Raw genomic sequence first — 21,762 nt, 5'->3', positions numbered from 1 at the left:
CACATGGAGAAATACATTTTATCATTAGATCAAGGTACAACGAGTTCGCGGGCGATCTTATTTAACGAAAAGGGGGAAATCGTCCATTCCTCCCAAAAGGAATTCACGCAGCATTTCCCTAAACCAGGCTGGGTCGAGCATAACGCCAATGAGATTTGGGGATCGATCCTGGCGGTCATTGCCGGTGTATTATCTGAATCCGGTGTGAAGCCAGAACAAATTGCCGGGATCGGGATCACCAATCAGCGTGAAACGGCAGTCGTTTGGGATAAGGAAACAGGTACCCCTGTCTATAATGCGATTGTATGGCAGTCCAGGCAAACAAGTGAAATCTGTGAGGATTTGAAGGAAAAGGGATTTAATGATCTATTCCGGAATAAAACTGGATTGTTGATAGATGCTTATTTTTCCGGAACGAAAGTGAAATGGATCCTCGATAATGTGGAAGGGGCCCGGCAAAAAGCGGATGAAGGCAAGCTGTTATTCGGCACCATCGACACTTGGCTGATCTGGAAGCTATCAGGAGGCAAGGCTCATGTAACGGACTATTCCAATGCATCCCGGACATTGATGTACAATATCCATGAGCTGAAATGGGATGAAGAACTGCTCGAGATATTGACTGTACCAAAGTCGATGCTGCCGGAAGTGAGGCCTTCCTCTGAAGAATATGCACGTACGATCGAATATCATTTCTTCGGCCAATCGATTCCGATTGCCGGGGCAGCCGGTGATCAGCAGGCCGCATTATTCGGCCAAGCCTGCTTTAATGAAGGAATGGCTAAAAATACGTATGGAACAGGCTGTTTCATGCTCATGAATACAGGAGCAAAGGCTGTCAGTTCCGAACACGGACTATTGACGACACTTGCCTGGGGACTGAACGGGAAGGTCGAATATGCACTGGAAGGCAGCATATTCGTAGCGGGCTCCGCCATCCAATGGCTGCGCGATGGACTGCGGATGCTTCATGATGCAAAGGACAGCGAAGCCTATGCAAAACGGGTGGAAAGTACGGATGGAGTATACGTGGTACCGGCTTTTGTAGGACTTGGAACCCCATATTGGGACAGCGAAGTGCGGGGAGCCGTTTTTGGTTTGACGCGCGGCACATCCAAAGAACATTTCATTCGTGCCACACTTGAATCACTGGCATATCAAACGAAGGATGTCCTTGATGCAATGGAGGCGGATTCAGGAATCGAGCTCCAAACATTAAGAGTGGATGGCGGGGCAGTCAAGAATGACTTCCTGATGCAATTCCAAAGCGACTTATTACGGGTGCCCGTCGAGAGGCCGACCATAAACGAAACGACAGCATTAGGTGCTGCATACCTAGCTGGCCTTGCTGTCGGGTATTGGAAGGATCAAGAAGAAATCTCCCGGCAATGGGCGGTAGACAAAACCTTTAAACACTCCATGGAAGAGCAAGATAGTGAAAAATTATATGAAGGCTGGAAAAAAGCTGTACATGCCGCTATGGCATTTAAATAAAAAACAACGCGTATTCTTTCTCAAACGAGCTGGAGTATGCTATAATGAAATCAAGTTAATAACTCGGCCGGAGAACAGGAGAGACCATGAATGCATTATCGTTAATTCGATAATGTCATTTATGGTCTCTTTTTTTGTTTTTAATGGCAGATTAGGGATAAGGATATTAATATCTATATAAATTATGCGAACGAATGAACCAATTGAATATAATGACCGAACTCACGAGTAAACCGTGTGAACTCACGAGTTAATGTATAGAATTCAAGAAAAAAATAGAATGCAATACTTAAAGGAGGAGTCAGGCATGAGGTTTTCAAACATATATCGGGAAGAAACGATCGAACTTTTGAAAAAAGAGAAATATGATGTGGTTGTCATTGGCGGGGGAATTACGGGTGCAGGGATTGCCTTGGATGCAACGACCCGTGGAATGAAAGTGGCTTTGGTTGAAATGCAGGACTTTGCAGCAGGTACTTCTAGCCGCTCGACAAAACTTGTTCATGGCGGATTGCGGTATTTGAAGCAATTTGAAATAAAAATGGTTGCCGAGGTTGGTAAAGAGCGGGAAATCGTTTATGAAAATGGACCGCATGTTACCACGCCGGAATGGATGCTGTTACCGATGCACAAAGGTGGCACCTTCGGGAAATTCAGTACTTCCATTGGCCTTCGGGTATATGATTTCCTAGCGGGGGTTAAAAAAGCTGAACGCAGGAAAATGCTTTCGGCGGAGGAAACGCTAAAACGGGAGCCTCTTGTGAAGAAAGAGGGACTGAAGGGCGGAGGCTACTATGTTGAATACCGGACAGATGATGCACGTCTGACGATTGAAGTGATGAAGGCGGCTGTCGATAAAGGTGCAACACCGATAAATTATACAAAAGTGGAAAAATTGTTATATGGCGATGGCAAGGTGAACGGCGTCCAAGTTGCCGATTTGCTTTCAGGTGATTTCTATGAAATATACGCAGACAAAGTTATAAATGCAGCAGGTCCATGGGTGGATTCCATTCGTGAAAAGGACCAATCGAAAAAAGGGAAAACGCTGAAACTATCCAAGGGTGTTCATGTGGTCATCGACCAATCGAAATTCCCGTTGAAGCAGGCGCTTTATTTTGATACGCCTGATGGCCGGATGATTTTTGCCATCCCGAGAGCCGGTAAGGCTTATGTAGGGACTACGGATACTTTTTATGATGGTGATCCTGCAGTGCCCACCGTTACTGCCGAAGACCGTGCCTACTTATTAAAGTCGATACATTATATGTTCCCAGAAGTGAACATTACGGGTGATGATATTGAATCAAGCTGGGCTGGAGTGAGGCCGCTGATTCTTGAAGAAGGGAAAAATCCTTCTGAGATATCAAGGAAGGATGAAATTTGGGAGTCCGATTCAGGCCTTATCACGATTGCGGGAGGGAAATTGACCGGGTATCGCAAAATGGCAAAAACGACGGTCGACCTTTTGGCAGGGAAGCTTGCCCAGCAATCCGATAAAACTTACCAAGCCAGCAGTACTAAAGAAATGCCGATTTCCGGAGGGGATGTCGGCGGATCAAGCAACTTCTCCCATTATATCAAGCAACATATCCAAATGGGAGTTGACTCAGGGCTCGCAGTTAAGGACACCGAAGAGATATTGGCCATGTACGGGTCCAACGCACTTGTGTTATTCGATATCGCAAAAAGCGAAGGAGACGGAGAATCAAGAAGTGGCCTTCCAAAGAAATTGTTCGTTCAGCTGAAATACGCACTAGATCATGAAATGGCCGCAACTCCAGTGGATTTCTTCTTCCGCAGGACCGGTACGCTATTATTCGATATCGATCTAGTCCAAACGCATAAACATGCAGTGATCGATTATATGGCTGGATATTTTGGCTGGACGGATTCAACAAAAATGGAGAGAGCCAATCAATTGGAACAGGAAATATCGGGTGCGATTAGAGAATCTTGACCTATATGCAAAAACATGACGCCGGCGGAATCGCTGGCGTTTTTTTGTATTCGGGATGTGATTATCGGGGTATTTGCAAGTGGAAAATAAAAATGTTTATGTGAGGTTACCTAACGCAAAAACTATTGTTTAATTAATCCAGATGAAATATAATCATTAGATAAATTAGAATTTTCAAAATATAAAAAAGGGGGAGCTTTATTGTCAGAGTTTGTTACGGCTTTAAATGGAGTATTATGGAGTGCGCCAGTCATTTATATTTTATTGGGAGTAGGCTTGTTATTTTCGATTTTAACCCGTTTTCTTCAAGTGAGGCATATTAAGGAAATGGTCGTTTTGATGTTCCAAGGCAAAAGTTCGGAAGCGGGGGTTTCCTCATTCCAAGCTTTATCCATAGCACTTTCAGGGCGGGTCGGTACAGGTAACATTGCAGGAGTGGCCACGGCTATCGCCTTTGGCGGTCCCGGTGCCGTTTTCTGGATGTGGGCCATCGCCTTCATAGGAGCGGCAAGTGCTTTTATTGAATCCACTTTAGCTCAAATTTATAAAGTCAAACAAGATGGACAATATCGGGGAGGCCCCGCTTACTATATTGAAAAAGGGATTGGGTGGAAGTGGTTTGCTGTACTTTTTGCATTTGCAGCACTTATTGCCATGGCCATCCTTATGCCTGGTGTTCAGTCCAATTCGATTGCTGCCGGAGTGGAAAATGCATTCGGGATCAACCCGGTGATCACTGGGGTGGCAATCGTCCTTTTACTGGGCTTCATTATATTCGGCGGTGTAAAACGGATAGCTAATGCTGCAACCTTGATCGTGCCTTTCATGGCTCTAGGCTATATATTGCTATCTGTTGTCATCGTTCTATTGAATATAACTGAATTACCGGGAATCATCTCTTTGATATTCAGAAGTGCCTTCGGGTTGGATTCTGCATTTGGGGGAATCATTGGCATGGCGATTGCCTGGGGAGTGAAACGCGGCGTTTATTCGAATGAGGCAGGCCAAGGGACAGGCGCTCATCCGGCGGCTGCAGCTGAAGTATCACATCCGGCAAAGCAGGGTCTTGTCCAGGCATTCTCGGTTTATATCGACACATTGTTCGTTTGTTCCGCTACGGCCTTCATGATTTTATTTACAGGCATGTATAATACACAAGCGGAGAATGGTTCATATATCGTCAATAATTTGGGCGATGTAACACCTGGTCCAGGGTATACACAAGCGGCAATCGATAGTGTAATCCCGGGTTTTGGTGCTGGCTTTGTTGCAATAGCTCTTTTCTTCTTCGCCTTTACGACAATCATGGCCTACTATTATATTGCCGAAACCAATATCGCCTATCTAATGCGCAACCGGAATGGTAAATGGGCCATGTTCGCCTTGAAGATCATCATCCTGGCTGCCAGTTTTTACGGATCCGTGCGTACGGCAGAGCTGGCTTGGGCATTAGGGGACGCTGGCCTGGGCATAATGGTGTGGCTCAATGTCATTGCCATTTTAATTCTGGCTAAACCGGCGATTATTGCGTTAAAGGATTACGAAAAGCAAAAGAAGGCAGGAGTCGATCCGGTTTTCAATCCGAAAGCTTTAGGTATAAAAAATGCCGATTTTTGGGAGCATGAATACACCGGCAACAAAGAAAACGTTTCCTGAAGGAAAATGCCCTTACATTAATTTAAAATAGGAAAATACATAAAAAACCAGCTCAAGGTATTGGAGAGCTGGTTTTTTATAGTTTTGTGGGTTGGAAACACCTGTGAGGGATTTCGTTCTTACCGGGACGCATAAAGTTTCCGTATAAGATGGGTCCGGTAAATTCGTGATCACCCTTTAGAAATAATGAACGAAACAAGTATAAGGAGAGAGGAATACGGCAGACCTAGCCGAGGTTCCTCTCTCCTTAGCTTGTTGATTCTCCTGAACTCAAAAATCGGGACGCTCTTTATAATCTCTGCTTTATAAGCTGTAAATCGATGTATAGTTGCATTCTTGAATGAAAGTCATCAAAATCGATCGAGGTGAGATCGGTTATTTGATTCAATCTATATTTCAATGTGTTGGTATGAATGTATAGCTGTTCAGCTGTCGGCTTGATCCGGCAATTGTTCAACAAATATATTTCCAGTGTTTGAAGGAGTTTGGTTTGGCTTTCCTGGTCCTTCTTTTGAAGAATCTCTAAATCCGTATTGATATAATTCGTTTTAGTATGATGGTTGGAGATCATTTCGAGGTAACGGAAAATCCCAAGCTTGCTATATTGGAAGGGGAGCTGTTCAGGTTCACCGATGAACTTGGCTGCGTTGATCACTTCCAGCGCTTCGAGGTAGGATTTTCTTAATTGAAGAATCGAAGAGTACTCATTTCCGATTCCTGGGAATACCTTTTTGTCATTGAATTGGGAAAGAACGGTGTTCGTTAAATCATTGGCGCTATCGGTAAGCAGGTCCTTCCCTTTTCCGTTGCTGCCAATCAAGACGATGATCTTCAATTGGTTTGTGAATACATGTGTAAAATGATTCAATGCATTGGCGAATAGACTGACTGTATCCGCTAATTCATCGAAATGTTCCGCATCGGATTGAGCGATGGTGAAGACATTGACAAGGAAAGTTTCCGGAATGAGAAGACTCATATTGGCGGCTTCCCATTTTATTTGATTTTCCGTTTGATAGACTTCGTCAATGACCTTTTGATAGAACTCATTTTTTTCTTCATCTTTTTTCATGTTTATCTGTTTTTTCTGATAGAGGAGCTTGCCGATATGATGGGAAACTTCATGTAAAAATTCCAAATCGGAATCAGTCATCATTTCCGTTTCTTGGACCCAAATGAATCCGAAGACCTGCCCTTTGTGAACGGCGCTCACGACGACTCTTTGATTTAACCCGATTTCCTTGATTTGTTTCACCCTGAATGGATGCTCCACGGTTTTAAGCTGTTCGACAATGCCCTCATCCATGAACTTTTCCAGAATTGGGATCGGCCAATGCTTTGTGAAGATGGTTTGACGATTGGCTTGGTCGAAGTGTTCGATATAATATGAACTATATGCCAGCAATAAAAATTGTTCATTTTCGATGACGACTGGTTTTTTTAAATAAGTGCTGACCATATCCGTTATATCGTTGATGTTTGTGAGAGTCAGGATCTTTTCTAATGACATATATGGCCCCCTGTAGTTTTTTGAAGTGTATGACAACTTAGTATAATAATACTTATAAAGTCATGATGTGTATAGGGGGCAAGAACAAAGAAGGAACGGTATATGAAGAAATACCGTTCCTTTTAGGGGGATTTTTATTGTTTTAAAGTTTTTTCGAATTCTTCGAATTTCGCTTCTACTTCTTTTGATGGTTTCGCTGTAAGAAGACTGACCACAATGATGGCAATCAAACTTGCGCCAAAACCAGGAATCATTTCATAAAGCGTATCGGATAATCCGGCCATGGACCAGATGATGACAGTAGCAGCACCAACGACCATCCCTGCTAATGCCCCCCACTTTGTCATGCGTTTCCAGCAAAGGCTTAGTATGACCAATGGACCGAATGAAGAACCGAATCCAGCCCAAGCATACCCGACAAGTCCAAGAATCGTGTCATTCTGCTTCCAAGATAGGATTAGCGCAATGATCGAAATGATCAGTACGGAAAGCCTGCCAAGGAAGACAAGTTCTTTATCTGAAGCGGTACGACGGAAGAAGGTTTTGTATATATCCTCCGTTAAAGAGCTAGCAGTAACCAAAAGTTGCGAAGAAATCGTGCTCATGATTGCCGCCAGAATTGCGGAAATCAAGAAACCAGTGATAAGGGGGTGGAATAGTATTTCCCCTAACTCTATGAAAATTGTTTCAGGGTCAGCTAACTTGAGTCCGTTTTGGTGATAATACGTAATTCCGATGAATCCAGTCAGCATCGCACCAATACTGGAGAAAATCATCCAGCCCATCCCGATATTACGGGCTTTCTTGATTTCCTTAACAGAACTGATCGCCATAAAGCGGACAATGATATGAGGCTGTCCAAAGTAACCGAGTCCCCATGCAAACAATGAGATGATGCCTAATAAGCTTGTCCCTGTGAAAATATTCAATAGAGCTGGATCAATGGAACGTGGCGTGTCGATTGAAGGACCGAAACCGCCAACATGGAAAAGCGTGACGATCGGAACAAGGATCAAGGCAACGAACATGATGATTCCTTGAACAAAGTCTGTCCAGCTTACTGCCAGGAATCCGCCGAATAAAGTATAGGCGACGACGACACCTGTCAAGATCCATAAACCTGTATGGTAATCCAGGCCAAATGTACTTTGGAATAAGACTCCGCCTGATACCATTCCGGAAGAAACGTAAAAGGTGAAGAATATCAGGATGACCAAAGCTGAAATGAGCCTTAAGATCCGTGAGCCTTCGCCAAAACGGTTTTCCAGGAAAGCGGGGATCGTAATGGAGTTATTGGCGACTTCCGTATAGGTTCTCAATCTTGGTGCAACATACAGCCAGTTCGCATAGGCACCAAGCGTCAGACCGATTACGATCCAGATGGAACTTAGTCCTGTTGCGAACATGGCACCGGGCATCCCCATCAAAAGCCAGCCGCTCATATCGGCAGCACCGGCGCTTAATGCAGTGACGGCAGGACCAAGGCCCCGGTCGCCCAGCATATAATCATTTAAATTGGAAGTTCTTTTGTAAGCGAAGTAACCAATGAAAAGCATGCCAGTCATGTAAATGCTGATCGAAATTATTAATGCGTAATCCATAAAAGACTCCCTTCAGGTTGAAATTTATAATTTTTTGTTATAAAAGAGGAAGCAACCTATTTGTCACTTCCTCCATTTAACCTCATTTTGGTTTCCGTATCCAGAATGGAAGATACGAAAACCATAGGGGTTTCATATCTTCTTCAATATCAAAATGTTTCGGATGTTGTTTTGGCTTGCATATGAAGCTGCAAGTAGTCCGGTCCGCCTGCCTTGGAATCAGTTCCTGACATGTTGAACCCGCCGAATGGCTGATAACCTACGATTGCACCGGTACAGCCGCGGTTGAAATACAAGTTCCCTACATGGAATTCTTCGCGTGCTTTTTCCATGTTTAGGCGATTTGTCGTAATGACAGCCCCAGTCAAACCATATTCCGTATTATTGGCGATCTCAAGAGCTTCGTTAAAGTCCTTTGCTTTTGTGAAGGCAACGACTGGTCCGAAAATTTCTTCTTGCATCAAGCGTGCTTGCGGATCGACATCAGCAACGATTGTCGGTTGAACGAAGTAGCCTTTAGAGCTATCTCCTTCTCCTCCAGTCAGAACGCGTCCTTCTTGTTTCCCGATTTCAATATAGCTCATGATTTTGTCAAAAGCAGCTTGATCGATAACTGGTCCCATGAAATGATTTTCTACAGGATTGCCAACTGTTAGTTGTTTTGTTAATTCAACAGCGCGATCTAAAACTTGATCGTATACATCTTCTACGATGACAGCACGGGAGCAAGCAGAACATTTTTGTCCTGAGAAGCCAAATGCAGATTTCACGATCGATTGAGCGGCCAATTCAAGATCTGCCTCTTTGTCGACGACGATTGTATCTTTTCCGCCCATTTCAGCAATGACACGCTTCAGCCAAATTTGGCCTTCGTTCACTTCTGAAGCACGTTTGTAAATGCGCAGACCTACATCACGTGAACCTGTGAAGGAAATGAAACGTGTTTTAGGATGATCTACCAGGTAGTCGCCCACCTCGGCTCCGCTACCTGGAACGAAATTCAATACACCTGCTGGAAGGCCGGCTTCAAGCATCACTTCAACGAATTTCGCAGCAACGATAGGAGTAGTCGAAGCTGGTTTCAACAGGATTGTGTTACCAGTGACGATAGCGGCAACAGCTGTACCTGCCATGATCGCAAATGGGAAGTTCCAAGGAGAAATGATGATGCCTACCCCTAATGGAATGTAATCATAACGGTTGAATTCTCCCGGACGGCTTTGAACAGGAACACCATCTTTAAGCGTCAGCATTTGGCGGGCATAGAATTCAAGGAAATCGATCGCTTCCGCTGTATCCGCATCAGCCTCATTCCAAGGTTTACCCGCTTCTTTCGTCAATAACGCAGAGAACTCATGCTTGCGTCTGCGAATGATGGCAGCTGCTTTGAACAAAACGTCAGCACGGATTTCCGGTTTCACTTTTTTCCAGCTTTCAAAAGCGGTAACAGCTTCCTGCATGGCTTTTTCAGCAAGATCCCTGTTCGCTTTCGATACTCGGCCGATGACCTCTTGCTTATCTGCAGGGTTATATGAAACGATTTTCTCATCAGTAGTCACTTTCTCTGCCCCGATATAAAGAGGGTAGTCTTGCCCTAAGTAGCCTTCAACAGTTTGAAGTGCTTCCTGATATGCTTTTTTGTTTTCCTCGTTTGTAAAATCAACAAATGGTTCGTGTTTATATGAAATCATTGATAATCACACCTTTTAATAGATTTTTTGTGTAGCCATTAATAATGTTGAATGTATATTTAGCTTCTGACCATCCCTTTGAAAGCAAAGGCAATATTGGATGGCCTTTCTGCAAGCCTTCTCATGAAGTATCCATACCAATCCAGACCATATGGTACATAGACGCGCATTTTGTAACCTTGCTTGACCAATTCGTATTGAGTTTTGTTTCTCATGCCATAAAGCATTTGAAATTCGAATTGTGTATTCGGGATGTCGAACTTCTTGGCCAGCTCTTTTGTATATTCGATGATTTTGTCATCATGTGAGGCAATGGCCGTATAATTTCCGTTAAGAAGACTTTGCTTAATCAACTTTTTATAGTTTTCGTCTACATCATTCTTTTCGGGAAAAGCCACCTCGGCAGATTCCTTGTAGGCACCCTTTACGAGACGCAGGAATGGCTTATATTGGCCAAGCTCCTCCAAATCTTTCTCTGTGCGGAATAGATATGCTTGTAGAACAGTACTTATGCAGCTGTATTTTTCTTTGAACTGTCTAAAGATATCGATAGTTGCCTGACAGCGGACTTCGTCTTCCATATCGATCGTGACCATGACTTTATGTTTTTCGGCTGTATCAAGAATTTTCGTCATATTCTCAATCACGAGTTTATGATCGATATCAAGTCCCAGAGAAGTCATTTTCAGAGAAACCTGTGAATCAAGTTTTTCCCTGCTGATCATTTCGATGGTTTCGATGCATTCTGCCGTCCGCTCCAGAGTCACTTCCTTAGAATCAACGAATTCCCCAAGATGGTCTACTGTAACCGACAAGCCGTTATTGTTAAGTTGTTTAATGAATTTAATGGAACTTTGGAAATCAGTTCCCCCAATGATCTTACCAGCAGCAAAATTTCCCCCGCTTTTTTTAGCAATATTATTAAGCAGATTATTTTTAGATAGAAATAAGAAAAAGTCCCTTGTAATGGCTTCCATTTAAAGCGCACCCCCTAAGAAGATGTATTTCAATAAATTAAGCTTACGTTTTTTCGACAATATTCTCAATGTTCTAAAAAAACAATAATTCCGTCTTTTGTTTGTCGGTTTTGGACAAATGAAAAGGTTTACATTGTTTCTTGTATATTCGAATGAAACGAAGGTTTATATTTTTACTTAAAGAGAAACGCTAGAGCTAAAGGCTTTGTTAGTAAAGTGACATCAAAAAATACGTTTAAAAGTGGGAGCTCGACCATAATCATCCAATGCGTTATAATGAACCTTATTTAACAGAATGGGCAAGGTCCAAGAAAAAACGATATATGACAATAGTAAAAATGGGTGTAAAACCGGAAAATTAAGTCGCATCGGCAAGCCGGGGAGGATAAGGAATGATGGATGCTGTACTTGAAGAACTTAGAGAAACCTCAGGATTGGTAATAGGATTAATCTTGGCCCTGGTAATAATGGGCCTGATCGGATATGCCCTTACGAATGTACATGAATCGATTGTGTCACCTGTGGTTCAGTTCATAAAGAAAATGGTTAGTCGAAAATAGCTTAAGCGGAATATATAACCTTTTGTCCCTTTTAGACAATCCCTGCAGGGTTTGTCTAAAAGGGACAAAAGAACCGCAAGAAATACATAACATCGGAAAACCCCCGCTCCTAATGGAAGTGGGGGTTTTTTAAATTCGAAGGAAGTTGGATGGAAGGTTTTGATCCATGACCCAGCCTTGGGCGAGTCATGGAGAACAAATTAGGGCAATCCAGTTGTAGCTGGATAAGCATGGATAATCAACGGGTACCATTCGAAATGCTATAGCATGGGTCTATGCAAGGTGAATCGATTGAAGGTGATGGAGAATAACGGACACGGAAATGTTGGAAGTGCCTTCAAAGTGGGAGGGTTCGCTTGGGGAATTAAGGACATGCAGCTGCTGGATGACTTTATTCCAGCGAAAGGAAAGCATGGTTTATGGGGCATGGATAAGGAGAGGATGAACAAGAATTGGACAAATACATTTAGCCCCGGCCATTAGGCTAGGGCCCTTTTGTTTACAAATCAAAGTAGTCATCCGCCTTTGCACCAGCATCAATATTTCGAACCGCCTTCATGATTTTCTTTAAAACCCCGGCTGACGGCACATACTTGGGGTCGCTGCAAACTCTGCTTATCGTATTACGTGAAATTCCTGACGCACTTACAAACTCCTCTTGTGTATATCCGTGCTTATCGATTAATTTACCGACCTTGCTCCGCAGCTTTCTCTTACCGAATCTAAACATTTTGATAACCTCCTAGAATTCTTTACTAGCAGTCTAGTCCAACTTTCACAATAATATACACATAGTTTCGCAAAAATTTGGTAAACAAACGGTGATCCGTAACAAACAATTTTAAAAAAGCGGTTCCTGTAATCTTTCTAAAAGGTTATGGCAGATTGTATGATGAAGCTCTAAGTTCTTTGAATTTATTTCCATTTCCATTATAATGTTAAAATGGGTATTTGTAAGCGAACACACACTGGATAAGGTAAGTGAATGGTTAATTCATATGATAATTAGGAGGGAATCATGGGAAGGTTAGTTCATTTCGAAATCCATGTGAATGACATGGAACGGGCAAAGAAGTTTTATGGAGAGGTATTTGGATGGTCATTTCAAGATTGGAGTGAGTATGCAGGCATGCCTTACTTTGGAGCGGTGACTGGCGATGAGAAAGAACATGGAATCGATGGTGCTCTGATGCAGCGTCAAAGTGCTCCGCCGGATGCAAACCAAGCATTAAATGCATTTGCTTGTACAATGGGCGTGGAAAATTACGATGTAACGGAAGCCAAAATCATTGAGAATGGCGGCAAGGTTGCAATGCCCAAATATGCCCTTCCTGGTATGGCTTGGCAAGGCTACTATATCGATACCGAAGGCAATGTATTCGGAATTCATCAACCCGATGTGAACGCAAAATAGAATTGATGATAGGTGAATGAAAACATGGAATTACAAGACACGGCAGCCATGCTTGAAATGGCACGTAATATCTGTCTTGCATTGCCCGAAGCTGTTGAACATATTGACGGTTTCGGTCACAATACTTTTAAAATCAATGGAAAATCCTTTGTGATTTCAGGTGAAAGCGAGAAAGGATTCAGCTTGTCGTTCAAGTCAGATCGAGAAACTCAAGAATTATTGCTGCAAAAAGAGAATTTTTTCAAAACCCCATATATAGGTCATCACGGTTGGGTTTCTATTCAAAATCCGGATAGGGGAGACTGGGATGAATTGACCCACCTAATGAAAGAAGCCTATTTACGTGCGGCACCGAAGCGTTTGGTTAAGGTATGGAATGAGTTGCATAAAAAGTGAAGAAAGGCGGACGATCTGCCTTTCTTTATTTTTTAGGTTCTTTTATCAGTTTTACTGACAGACAAAAAAACGGCCTCATCTTTTTTAAAGTAAAAAGCTCTTATTCTTTTGTAGCGTCAAGAGAGTTCTGTGTAAAGAGACCCCTGAATTTCCGAAATATAAAGCGGCCCGGAAGAAAAGTTTTAAGGTAATTTCAGTTTTGACAAAAGATAGATGACTGTCTGTGTGTATTTTGAAATAAGCAGCCATCTTCAAAAATCGCGGGAATCAATCAGGTATGATTGACGGAAAGGTGTATGGTTGAAGTGAATGTTGAATCTTTTTTTTCTGAAAACATTAAAGCGGCACTTAAGAATGATCCGCCCGGTGCGTGGATGCCAAACCTGCCAGATGGTTGCATTCGCTTAAGTTCAGGCTATCCTGATCCTGTTCTCGTTCCTGCTGAGGAAATCAAGGTAGCTGTAGCCAGACTTCTTGAGGAGGAGAAGGATTTGCCGCTCCATTATATCGGAAGTCCAAGAATTGCAAGACTAAAGCATCAAATCCAGAAAAGATTGGAAGAGCGTGGAGTTTGCATGTTGGAAGATCAGCTTTTGATTACATCAGGAGCTTGCCAGGGGATTGATCTTATTGCCCGCATCCTCCTTGATGAAAAAGCTGTCGTGGTAGTGGAGTCTCCCACCTATATGGAGGCTTTAGAAATTTTTCAAAACTATACGAAGCAGATCATTAGTGTACCTATAGATGAACAAGGACTCCAAACGTTCCGATTAAAAGAAATGCTGGAAGAAAGGAAACGTACAGGTCTAACCCTCCCGCGTTTTCTATATACAATCCCAACCTTTCAAAATCCAACAGGGACGACTATGACAAAGGAGCGTCGGGAGCAGTTAGTGGAGCTTTCCATCGAGTTTGATTTCCTCATTATAGAGGATGATGCATATGGGGAATTAGCCTTCGATAAAAATCCGGTGCCGATAAAATCGTTGGATAAATGCGGACGAGTCCTCCAAGTTGGGTCTTTATCCAAGGTTGTTGCACCAGGAATGAGGATTGGATGGATAGCAGGAGAAGGTGAATTCATCAAGGCATTAGAGTGGTTTAAAAAAGATTTAGACCATCCATTTGCTCAAAGTACAATGGCTGTATACTTAGAAAACACCGATTTTGAGAAACGGCTCGACCTTCTAAAAGATGTGTATCGGTCTAAATGTACTGCGTTAATCCGTGCGATGGAACAATTTCTTCCAGAATCCGTTTCCTGGTATGTACCAGATGGCGGTTACTTTGTATGGATGAGAGTTCCAGGTGCCGATACGTCGCATCTATTATCACAGGCACTGGCTGAGGGTGTTTCATATGTTCCGGGCAAGTACTTTTTCTTGGATCCAAACGATGGGACCGAGTTTCTCCGGCTCTCGTTCAGTTATGCCGATGAGAAAGAAATAAATGAGGGAATTCGAAGACTAGGACAGCTTATCACTTCTTTTTTCATTGATAGTCCTCAAGGATTGTAATTATTGCAATGGTCTAGGGTCCAAGCTATATCGAAGCTTTTCTTAGTGAATTTGAATGCGCCTGCTTCCGTTAAGGAGGTAGGTGGAGCATAGCGGGATCGAACCGCTGACCTCTAAGCTGCCAGCGTGGTCGGTACAATGTCCTAAAGTGTCCAGGAATGGCTTTATATCAGGGTTTTTTAGGTTTTTGCAAGGTTTGAAATGAACGGTGATAGTTTTCTACAGTGTAGGAAACAATGAGGTTTTGAGAATGTGATGGTATGCCGAAGGGAACTTTTCTATTAGAGTAATTGTTGAATGAGTAACAGTAGTGCATGGCTTTTGCATTCAACGCATGTTGATGTCGTGACGTAATTGGACCTAATTAAAAAATGCTCCTGCTAGTTAAATAAACATTTGCCAGTTCAACCCTGATTTCGTTAAAAAGTATTTTTGCGATTTCGGGGTCTTTTTATTGTTAAACCCTTGTCAATCCAGTGTTCTTCCCTTCATTTGATCTTGAACAGTGGAATGCTGGCTGATGGGGTGGATTTTAGCAGAAGATATTTTGTACAGAGATCGAAGTTAAAATAAATCCGATTTCGTGAAAATAAACATTTCCGATCAGTTTGATAAAAAGTGATTAAGCATGGTATAAGTGTAAAAGAAGCAGGGACATTTTGCTTTTTAATTTTGGGATAAGGGTTGGCCTGGTATCCCATAATGAGAGGATTTGGATTTGAACATGAAAGAAAATTTTTGGCGTGATTTACCACGACCTTTTTTTATACTGGCACCAATGGAAGATGTGACGGATGTTGTTTTTCGCCATGTAGTGAGTGAAGCAGCCAGACCTGATGTGTTTTTTACAGAGTTTACAAACACGGAGAGTTATTGTCACCCAGAAGGGAAACAAAGTGTGCGTGGACGTTTGACTTTTACGGAGGATGAACAACCAATTGTAGCCCATATATGGGGGGACAAGCCTGAACACTTTAGGCAAATGAGTATTGGTATGGCGAAACTGGGTTATCGGGGTGTGGATATCAATATGGGCTGTCCCGTACCAAATGTGACACAGAATGGGAAGGGAAGCGGCCTTATCCGTCGTCCGGAAGTTGCGGCAGATTTAATACAAGCAGCAAAAGCAGGGGGATTGCCTGTAAGCGTAAAGACAAGGCTTGGTTTCACAGATGTTGACGAATGGCGCGACTGGCTAACACACATATTTAAACAAGACATTGTTAATCTTTCCATCCATCTGCGTACAAGAAAGGAAATGAGCAAAGTGGATGCTCATTGGGAACTGATCCCGGAGATTAAGAAACTTCGTGACCAGGTGGCGCCGGATACACTCTTGACGATCAATGGGGATATCCCTGACCGTCAAACTGGCCTAAAGCTCGCTCATCAATACGGCATAGATGGAGTTATGATTGGGCGTGGTATTTTCAATAATCCATTTGCGTTTGAAAAGGAGCCGAAAGATCACAGTAGTAAGGAGTTGCTTGATCTCTTAAGGTTGCATCTGGATCTCCATGATAAATATTCAAAATTAGAGCTACGTTCGTTCAAGGCTCTTCATCGCTTTTTTAAGATATATGTCCGTGGGTTCCGAGGGGCGAGTGAGTTAAGGAATCAATTAATGAGCACAGAGTCAACAGATCAAGTGCGTGCATTGCTTGATAACTTTGTGTCAAAGAATTTTGATGGAATGGGCGAACAGTAAAAGTGACCCCTTTGAAGGTATTAGCGAAGTAGGACGTTAAACTGGTGTGTCCCGAAAAAGCTAAAGTTTATGCTAAGCAGTTAATTGGCGGGTGTGAAGACGGTATTGAACCGAACTCATTCCTGCCAATTTTCTTTTTATATGCTCGTTCATACAAGTGAAAAACACAGCTGAAATTTTGTCTTAAAGTTTTTTGTAAAATCACCAACACCCTTTGTGTGGTCAATTACATGCGATCTAACGGGCAAAAGTTAATAATGAAGAAATGACGGTATGGAAAGAAGATGAAGTAAATCGGTTTCTTAAGGTGGCGAAAGAGGACCATGGCTATATTATCTTTCTCCTGGCATGAAATACGGGAATATGACAAAGGGAAATACTCGGGTTACGCTGGAAAGGTGTTGTTAATGGAAGGATTAATTAATATAAGACAAACGTTAAAGGGGAGGATGAGATAAAAAGAAAAAACCCTTGCTACGCAAGGGTTTTCGGATATGGAGCATAGCGGGATCGAACCGCTGACCTCTACGCTGCCAGCGTAGCGCTCTCCCAGCTGAGCTAATGCCCCGAATTGAGGTACAATAATTATTTTATCGGATTTTGGAGAAAAGTCAATATAAAATATGAGATTTTTGCAAAAATAATAAAAAAACCGTTTGAGGGCAGTCAAACGGTTACCTACAGTTTATTTGTTTATACGATCGGAGACCTGCCGCACAACATTCAAGCTGCAGCCAGCGATTTTTAAAGGCAAAATCATTACCACTATATAAATTGTTTTTGATCTTTATTCATCTGTTCAAATATATCAACGTGTTCTTTGTGCGACTTTACTGGATTCCTGATCACTTGTTCTTGCGTTTATTCCTCAAAAATCCTTTTTTTCAATACATACCAGGCATTATTGACGCCTTGTCCATTCATATCACCTGCCTGTGTATCTTTTACATAGTAATAAAGCGGATGCCCTTTATAGGTTGTCTGTTTTTGTCCGTCATCTCTTATGATCGTTCTAAAGTCTTTTTTGTCGAATCCTTTATTCGAGATGATATTATCTTCATGGAATGGTGGCCAAATCTCCATACATTGGCCCCTGCAATTACTGACACTAGAATCGTCCTTTGTGAAGTAATAAAGTGTCATTCCATCTTGATCTGCCACATATTTCCCCACTTCGTCAGATTCAAGTGTTTTAAGCTTGTATTTTTTTGGCTTGTCCTGAATTATATCCGTGATGGTGTATGTTTTAACATCAACAAGAGCAATGGACAGATCCCGATTCAATACATAAGCCTGATCCCCATCATGGCTAAAGACAATGGCTTGCCTTGGTTCTTTGAAACCCCCAATTGTTTTAACTACGCGGCGATCAGCGACATTGATCACGTCAATCGTATTATCAGCTTTGTTGCTTGCGAAGAGGAGTTTATCATCAGGGGATAGAGCAGCGCCATATGGCTCACGTCCCACTTTGATTTCACCTTTAATATTACCGTCTGCCGTATCAACTGCGGAAATGCTGTTGCGTCCGCTATTTGCGGCATATAATGTTCCTCCAGCCGCGGTAATCGAGATTCCGCGAATACTGGAGAATCCTGATATTTCACGAATGATTTTTTTAGTGGCGGCATCAACGATGGACACTTTATCTCCTTGAAAGTTCGTGACAAAGATATACTTTCCGTCTGAAGAGACTTTGATGCCTTGCCTTGGTTGGGCGAAACCAGTAATGACGTCAATCGGTTTTCGTTTTTCCAAATCGACGACCGTGACGGAATTGTGTGCTTGATTATTTACATACATTGTCTTTCCATCCGGACTGACAGCAGTCCCGAATGCACCTGGGCCAACGACAACTTCATCTTTCAAGGTGAAATTTTTAATGCTGTAAAAACGGAGTGTGCCGAGCGTACTGTCTGAGACGACAAATTCTGACCCGCCATCAATAAACACGATGTTTCTCGGTGAACCGAAGCCGTCAATCTTTTTGCGCAATATGCCTTTGGTAAGATCATAGACCAGGATGGAGTGTTCACGGCTATCTGAGACAATCGCTATTTGCTCATCCGGACTTACGGCAAGGGAATTGTTGGTGATGTGGGTGTCAAAGCCTGTCCCTAAAACAGGGCTTTCACCTTTAGCAGAAGAAGCACCGATTACATTTGGTATAAAAACAACAAATAGTAAGGGGAGAATCCATATACTTATTACCTTTACTTTTTTAAACATTACTCACCTCGGAAAATTATTATTTGATAACTGTTTAAATCCCTATCAATATCTTGAGTTGTCCTGCCCACCTTCCTTTGAAAGTTTAATCTAGCCGGAGTTCGTCCTTTCACTATATATAAACGTATAGAGGGGGATATCGGTTTGAATGTTTTGTGAAATTTAAAATATATGTATAGCGGACCACTAAAAAAATGGGTCAGGCGAAAGTGAAGTAACGCAATATTGGACTTTCTCACTGACCTGTCCGTGTATGCATGTTAGGTGTCGGGATAGATAAAACCTGGGGATTGGGAAGTTTCAATTGGTTTATTTGGTTTATTCAGAAAAGGCTTGGCCATTAATTGAAGATAATGTCCATTGGGTCAAAAATAGTCTAACGTGCTGACTCGTAGGGGCTCGATCACTTAATATTGTGGGAATTTAAAAGGGGTGCGGAATGTTTAATTCCGCACCCCTTTTATCTTTATCATGCATTTTCAATTTCTACTCTCTTAATCTCATTAAGGTTGGAGACGGTGTAATACACTTCCGATGTTCTGACTTTATGATCGACCAGAACTTTAAGTGTCAAAAGGTGGTTGTCATTTGCCACATCCTTGATTCTGAGGTTTTTGATGAATATTTTTTCGTCTTTGATTTTTTTCAGTACGACGGCAATGTCATCTTTATTTTGCACGACCAGCTGCAGAAAGATTTCCTTTTGCCGTAACTTCATCGGTCCGAGCCAGGTGACGATTGCGGGCACCAATTCGACACTTATGATCAATAGGATGACGCCGGCAATTGCTTCGAGAAAAAATCCTGCTCCAACGGCGATTCCGATTCCCGCCGCTCCCCAGATGATGGCGGCTGTCGTTAAACCGGATATGCTGTTGTTGTCCCGCCGGAGAATGACGCCTGCACCGATAAAGCCGACGCCGGAAACGATCTGAGCCGCTAGACGCAAGGGGTCCATTGTGATATTTACATCGTCGCTCCCCGGGAACTTATAAGCGGATTCCATGGAAACGATCGTTAATAAACAGCTGACTATTGAAATGACCAGGCTTGTTTTTAATCCAACGGGTTTTCGTTTCATTTCTCGCTCTAGTCCGATAATTAGTCCAAGGAGAGCTGAAATCCCCAATTTGAAAAGGATTTGCAGTTCCGATTGAGGGTCGAATGTCCATTCCATCTTTTTTCACCACTTCCGAATGATTATCGAATAATAAGATCGTCTGTTGCCATATACCCGTTTTCTAAAAAAGACTACCCTAATAATTTTAACATAGTAGAATAGAATTCGATGAAACGTAATTCCGTTGAAAGGAGGAATTGAAGTCAAATGCCAAAAGTGAATCCTTATGCAGCATTAGCGATCGGTGTGGCATCCGTATCGTTTTCGGCCATCCTTGTTAAATTGGCAACCGCTCCATCCGGTGTTATCGCCTTTTACCGTTTATTATTTACTGTCCTTCTTATGTTGCCGGTTTTCTTGGTGAAATACCGTCATGAACTTAAATTAATTAAAAAAAAGGATTGGTTGTATTCGATCGCGGCAGGCGTGTTTTTGGCTTTTCATTTTATTTTATGGTTTGAATCGCTTAATTACACATCGGTCGCGAGTTCAACTGTGCTTGTCACACTCCAGCCTTTATTCGCTTTTGCCGGAGCCTACCTGTTTTTTAAAGAAAGATTTTCAATGAAGGCGATATTGAGCGGCATCATTGCGATAGCAGGCAGCCTTGTCATTAGCTGGGGAGATTTGAGAATCAGCGGTATGGCGCTTTGGGGAGATATTCTTTCGCTTATCGCATGTGCGCTTGTAACCGGTTATTTACTGTTTGGCCAAAATGTCCGAAAACGCATCTCTTCGATAACATATACCTTTGTCGTGTATGCAATCAGTACTGTCGCATTGTTTTTCTATGTGATTTTCAAAGGAGAGGCATTGGCGCCTTATCCTGCTTCCGATTGGATCTATTTCGTTTTGCTTGCCATTTTCCCGACTTTATTGGGGCATTCTTTGTTCAATTGGTCACTAAAGTGGTTAAGCACTTCGACGATTTCGATGGGGATTCTACTAGAACCGGTGGGAGCGACAATTCTGGCTTACTTCATATTAGATGAACCGATACTCTGGACGCAGGTCCTTGGAGGTAGCATCATATTGGGTGGTCTGATGATGTTCTTAAAGGATGAAAAGAAAAGCAAGGTAAATAAAGAAGCGCAAGTTTCCGTATAAAAGCAGTAAGTCTCCCGACTTACTGCTTTTATTTAATAGGGGTGAAACAAATAGGTGATCCGTGTGAAAATCAAAGCAAAAGTAAAGCTGAATAAAAACGTCGTACCATTCACCTTGCCTTTTTCTCTGCTGAACTTGATGGCTTCATAAAAAGCAGCGCTGAATAAGTAAAGGGCCATAATGTAAGAAATGAGTAATCCGATTAATGCGAGATTCATTGCTTCACCTCATGGAAAAAAGATATCTATATATGACTATTTGTGTTTCATTGGAAATATGCTTCGTTTATTCATAATCCATGAGTTTGACCCGGAAATAGGGGAAGGGTGTGATGTTGATGTAAAGAATATATAGAAGGTTATAGGGGGAAATATTTTTTTTGAAAAAGTTTTAAAAAACGTATTGCAAACATTTTTAGTACATGGTATATTATTTCTTGTCGCTAAGACAACAACTTAAACAACGAACAACTTGAAAAAATATTTTAAAAAAGTTGTTGACGAAACGTGACAGAATGTGTTACATTATAGAGGTCGCTTCTGAGAGGAACGACAACAAATTGCTCTTTGAAAACTGAACAAAACAAAGCGCCAACGTTAATTTTAAGTGAGCACACACTATCTAAAAAAAGCAAATGAGCAAGTCAAACATTTCTTCGGAGAGTTTGATCCTGGCTCAGGACGAACGCTGGCGGCGTGCCTAATACATGCAAGTCGAGCGAATCGACGGGAGCTTGCTCCCTGAGATTAGCGGCGGACGGGTGAGTAACACGTGGGCAACCTGCCTATAAGACTGGGATAACTTCGGGAAACCGGAGCTAAT

At 42.3% G+C, this 21,762-nt stretch carries 18 protein-coding genes, 1 tRNA gene and 1 rRNA gene; 11 read left to right on the top strand and 9 right to left on the bottom strand.

The features are described from left to right. Positions 1-3 precede the first annotated feature (3 nt). The 3 genes from glpK to ACQKNS_RS15720 all read left to right on the top strand — a co-directional run bounded on the left by glpK (position 4) and on the right by ACQKNS_RS15720 (position 5,110). Positions 4-1,494, top strand: coding sequence for a glycerol kinase GlpK (glpK, locus tag ACQKNS_RS15730; protein WP_427644278.1), 1,491 nt, complete (start codon positions 4-6; stop codon positions 1,492-1,494). 307 nt (positions 1,495-1,801) lie between these two features. After that, positions 1,802-3,454, top strand: a complete 1,653-nt coding sequence (locus tag ACQKNS_RS15725) for a glycerol-3-phosphate dehydrogenase/oxidase (protein ID WP_427644276.1) — start codon at positions 1,802-1,804, stop codon at positions 3,452-3,454. A gap of 201 nt (positions 3,455-3,655) precedes the next feature. Further along, positions 3,656-5,110 carry an alanine/glycine:cation symporter family protein gene (locus ACQKNS_RS15720; protein ID WP_427644275.1) on the top strand — a complete coding sequence of 485 codons (1,455 nt, stop codon included), beginning with the start codon at positions 3,656-3,658 and terminating at the stop codon, positions 5,108-5,110. 289 nt (positions 5,111-5,399) lie between these two features. Here ACQKNS_RS15720 and ACQKNS_RS15715 read toward each other — a convergent pair whose 3' ends face one another. The 4 genes from ACQKNS_RS15715 to ACQKNS_RS15700 form a co-directional block, all read right to left on the bottom strand. Further along, on the bottom strand, positions 5,400-6,620 hold the full coding sequence (locus ACQKNS_RS15715) for a PucR family transcriptional regulator (protein ID WP_427644273.1): 1,221 nt from the start codon (positions 6,618-6,620) through the stop codon (positions 5,400-5,402). Positions 6,621-6,754: 134 nt separating this feature from the next. Continuing rightward, entirely contained in the window at positions 6,755-8,221 is a 1,467-nt protein-coding gene (putP, locus tag ACQKNS_RS15710) for a sodium/proline symporter PutP (protein ID WP_427644271.1), read from the bottom strand. A 149-nt stretch (positions 8,222-8,370) separates the two neighbouring features. Continuing rightward, a complete protein-coding gene (pruA, locus tag ACQKNS_RS15705) occupies positions 8,371-9,912 on the bottom strand; it encodes an L-glutamate gamma-semialdehyde dehydrogenase (RefSeq protein WP_427644269.1) in 1,542 nt (513 codons plus the stop codon). A 59-nt stretch (positions 9,913-9,971) separates the two neighbouring features. Next, the gene (locus ACQKNS_RS15700) at positions 9,972-10,889 is read right to left on the bottom strand and encodes a proline dehydrogenase family protein (protein ID WP_427644267.1); all 918 of its coding nucleotides are present in this window, start codon (positions 10,887-10,889) and stop codon (positions 9,972-9,974) included. 392 nt (positions 10,890-11,281) lie between these two features. Here ACQKNS_RS15700 and ACQKNS_RS15695 point away from each other — a divergent pair, with 392 nt between their 5' ends. Together ACQKNS_RS15695 and ACQKNS_RS15690 are read left to right on the top strand one after the other, a co-directional pair. Next, positions 11,282-11,449 (top strand): hypothetical protein, encoded by a 168-nt coding sequence (locus ACQKNS_RS15695; protein WP_427644266.1) that lies wholly within the window; start codon positions 11,282-11,284, stop codon positions 11,447-11,449. Positions 11,450-11,731: 282 nt separating this feature from the next. Further along, positions 11,732-11,932 carry a hypothetical protein gene (locus tag ACQKNS_RS15690; protein ID WP_427644264.1) on the top strand — a complete coding sequence of 67 codons (201 nt, stop codon included), beginning with the start codon at positions 11,732-11,734 and terminating at the stop codon, positions 11,930-11,932. Positions 11,933-11,948: 16 nt separating this feature from the next. Here the strand turns inward: ACQKNS_RS15690 and ACQKNS_RS15685 are convergent, their stop codons facing one another. After that, positions 11,949-12,179 carry a helix-turn-helix transcriptional regulator gene (locus tag ACQKNS_RS15685; protein ID WP_427644262.1) on the bottom strand — a complete coding sequence of 77 codons (231 nt, stop codon included), beginning with the start codon at positions 12,177-12,179 and terminating at the stop codon, positions 11,949-11,951. Positions 12,180-12,467: 288 nt separating this feature from the next. On the opposite strand from ACQKNS_RS15685, the gene ACQKNS_RS15680 reads away from it, so the two are divergent. The 4 genes from ACQKNS_RS15680 to ACQKNS_RS15665 all read left to right on the top strand — a co-directional run bounded on the left by ACQKNS_RS15680 (position 12,468) and on the right by ACQKNS_RS15665 (position 16,484). Next, positions 12,468-12,863 (top strand): VOC family protein, encoded by a 396-nt coding sequence (locus ACQKNS_RS15680; RefSeq protein WP_427644260.1) that lies wholly within the window; start codon positions 12,468-12,470, stop codon positions 12,861-12,863. Positions 12,864-12,887: 24 nt separating this feature from the next. Next, complete coding sequence (locus tag ACQKNS_RS15675; RefSeq protein ID WP_427644259.1) at positions 12,888-13,259, top strand: MmcQ/YjbR family DNA-binding protein; 372 nt, start codon at positions 12,888-12,890, stop codon at positions 13,257-13,259. 305 nt (positions 13,260-13,564) lie between these two features. Next, positions 13,565-14,776 carry a PLP-dependent aminotransferase family protein gene (locus tag ACQKNS_RS15670; RefSeq protein WP_427644257.1) on the top strand — a complete coding sequence of 404 codons (1,212 nt, stop codon included), beginning with the start codon at positions 13,565-13,567 and terminating at the stop codon, positions 14,774-14,776. A 724-nt stretch (positions 14,777-15,500) separates the two neighbouring features. Further along, the gene (locus ACQKNS_RS15665) at positions 15,501-16,484 is read left to right on the top strand and encodes a tRNA dihydrouridine synthase (protein ID WP_427644742.1); all 984 of its coding nucleotides are present in this window, start codon (positions 15,501-15,503) and stop codon (positions 16,482-16,484) included. A gap of 495 nt (positions 16,485-16,979) precedes the next feature. Here the strand turns inward: ACQKNS_RS15665 and ACQKNS_RS15660 are convergent. From ACQKNS_RS15660 to ACQKNS_RS15650, 3 genes are all read right to left on the bottom strand, one after another. Beyond that, positions 16,980-17,052 (bottom strand) — tRNA-Ala (locus tag ACQKNS_RS15660). A 293-nt stretch (positions 17,053-17,345) separates the two neighbouring features. Beyond that, a complete protein-coding gene (locus ACQKNS_RS15655; RefSeq protein ID WP_427644255.1) occupies positions 17,346-18,713 on the bottom strand; it encodes a beta-propeller fold lactonase family protein in 1,368 nt (455 codons plus the stop codon). Positions 18,714-19,182: 469 nt separating this feature from the next. Next, positions 19,183-19,890 carry an MgtC/SapB family protein gene (locus ACQKNS_RS15650; protein WP_427644254.1) on the bottom strand — a complete coding sequence of 236 codons (708 nt, stop codon included), beginning with the start codon at positions 19,888-19,890 and terminating at the stop codon, positions 19,183-19,185. Between the two features lie 150 nt (positions 19,891-20,040). On the opposite strand from ACQKNS_RS15650, the gene ACQKNS_RS15645 reads away from it, so the two are divergent. Continuing rightward, positions 20,041-20,940: a DMT family transporter gene (locus tag ACQKNS_RS15645; RefSeq protein ID WP_427644252.1), complete on the top strand. Its 900-nt coding sequence runs from the start codon at positions 20,041-20,043 to the stop codon at positions 20,938-20,940. Positions 20,941-20,972: 32 nt separating this feature from the next. Here ACQKNS_RS15645 and ACQKNS_RS15640 read toward each other — a convergent pair whose 3' ends face one another. After that, positions 20,973-21,158, bottom strand: coding sequence for a hypothetical protein (locus ACQKNS_RS15640; protein ID WP_427644250.1), 186 nt, complete (start codon positions 21,156-21,158; stop codon positions 20,973-20,975). Between the two features lie 434 nt (positions 21,159-21,592). Here ACQKNS_RS15640 and ACQKNS_RS15635 point away from each other — a divergent pair. After that, positions 21,593-21,762: ribosomal RNA gene (locus tag ACQKNS_RS15635) — 16S ribosomal RNA — on the top strand; the annotation flags it as partial.

This window comes from Peribacillus sp. NPDC094092 (assembly GCF_050279365.1).
Lineage (GTDB): Bacteria > Bacillota > Bacilli > Bacillales > DSM-1321 > Peribacillus.
Note: the sequence above shows the minus strand (reverse complement) of the source record. Positions and strands in the feature narration are given on the sequence as shown.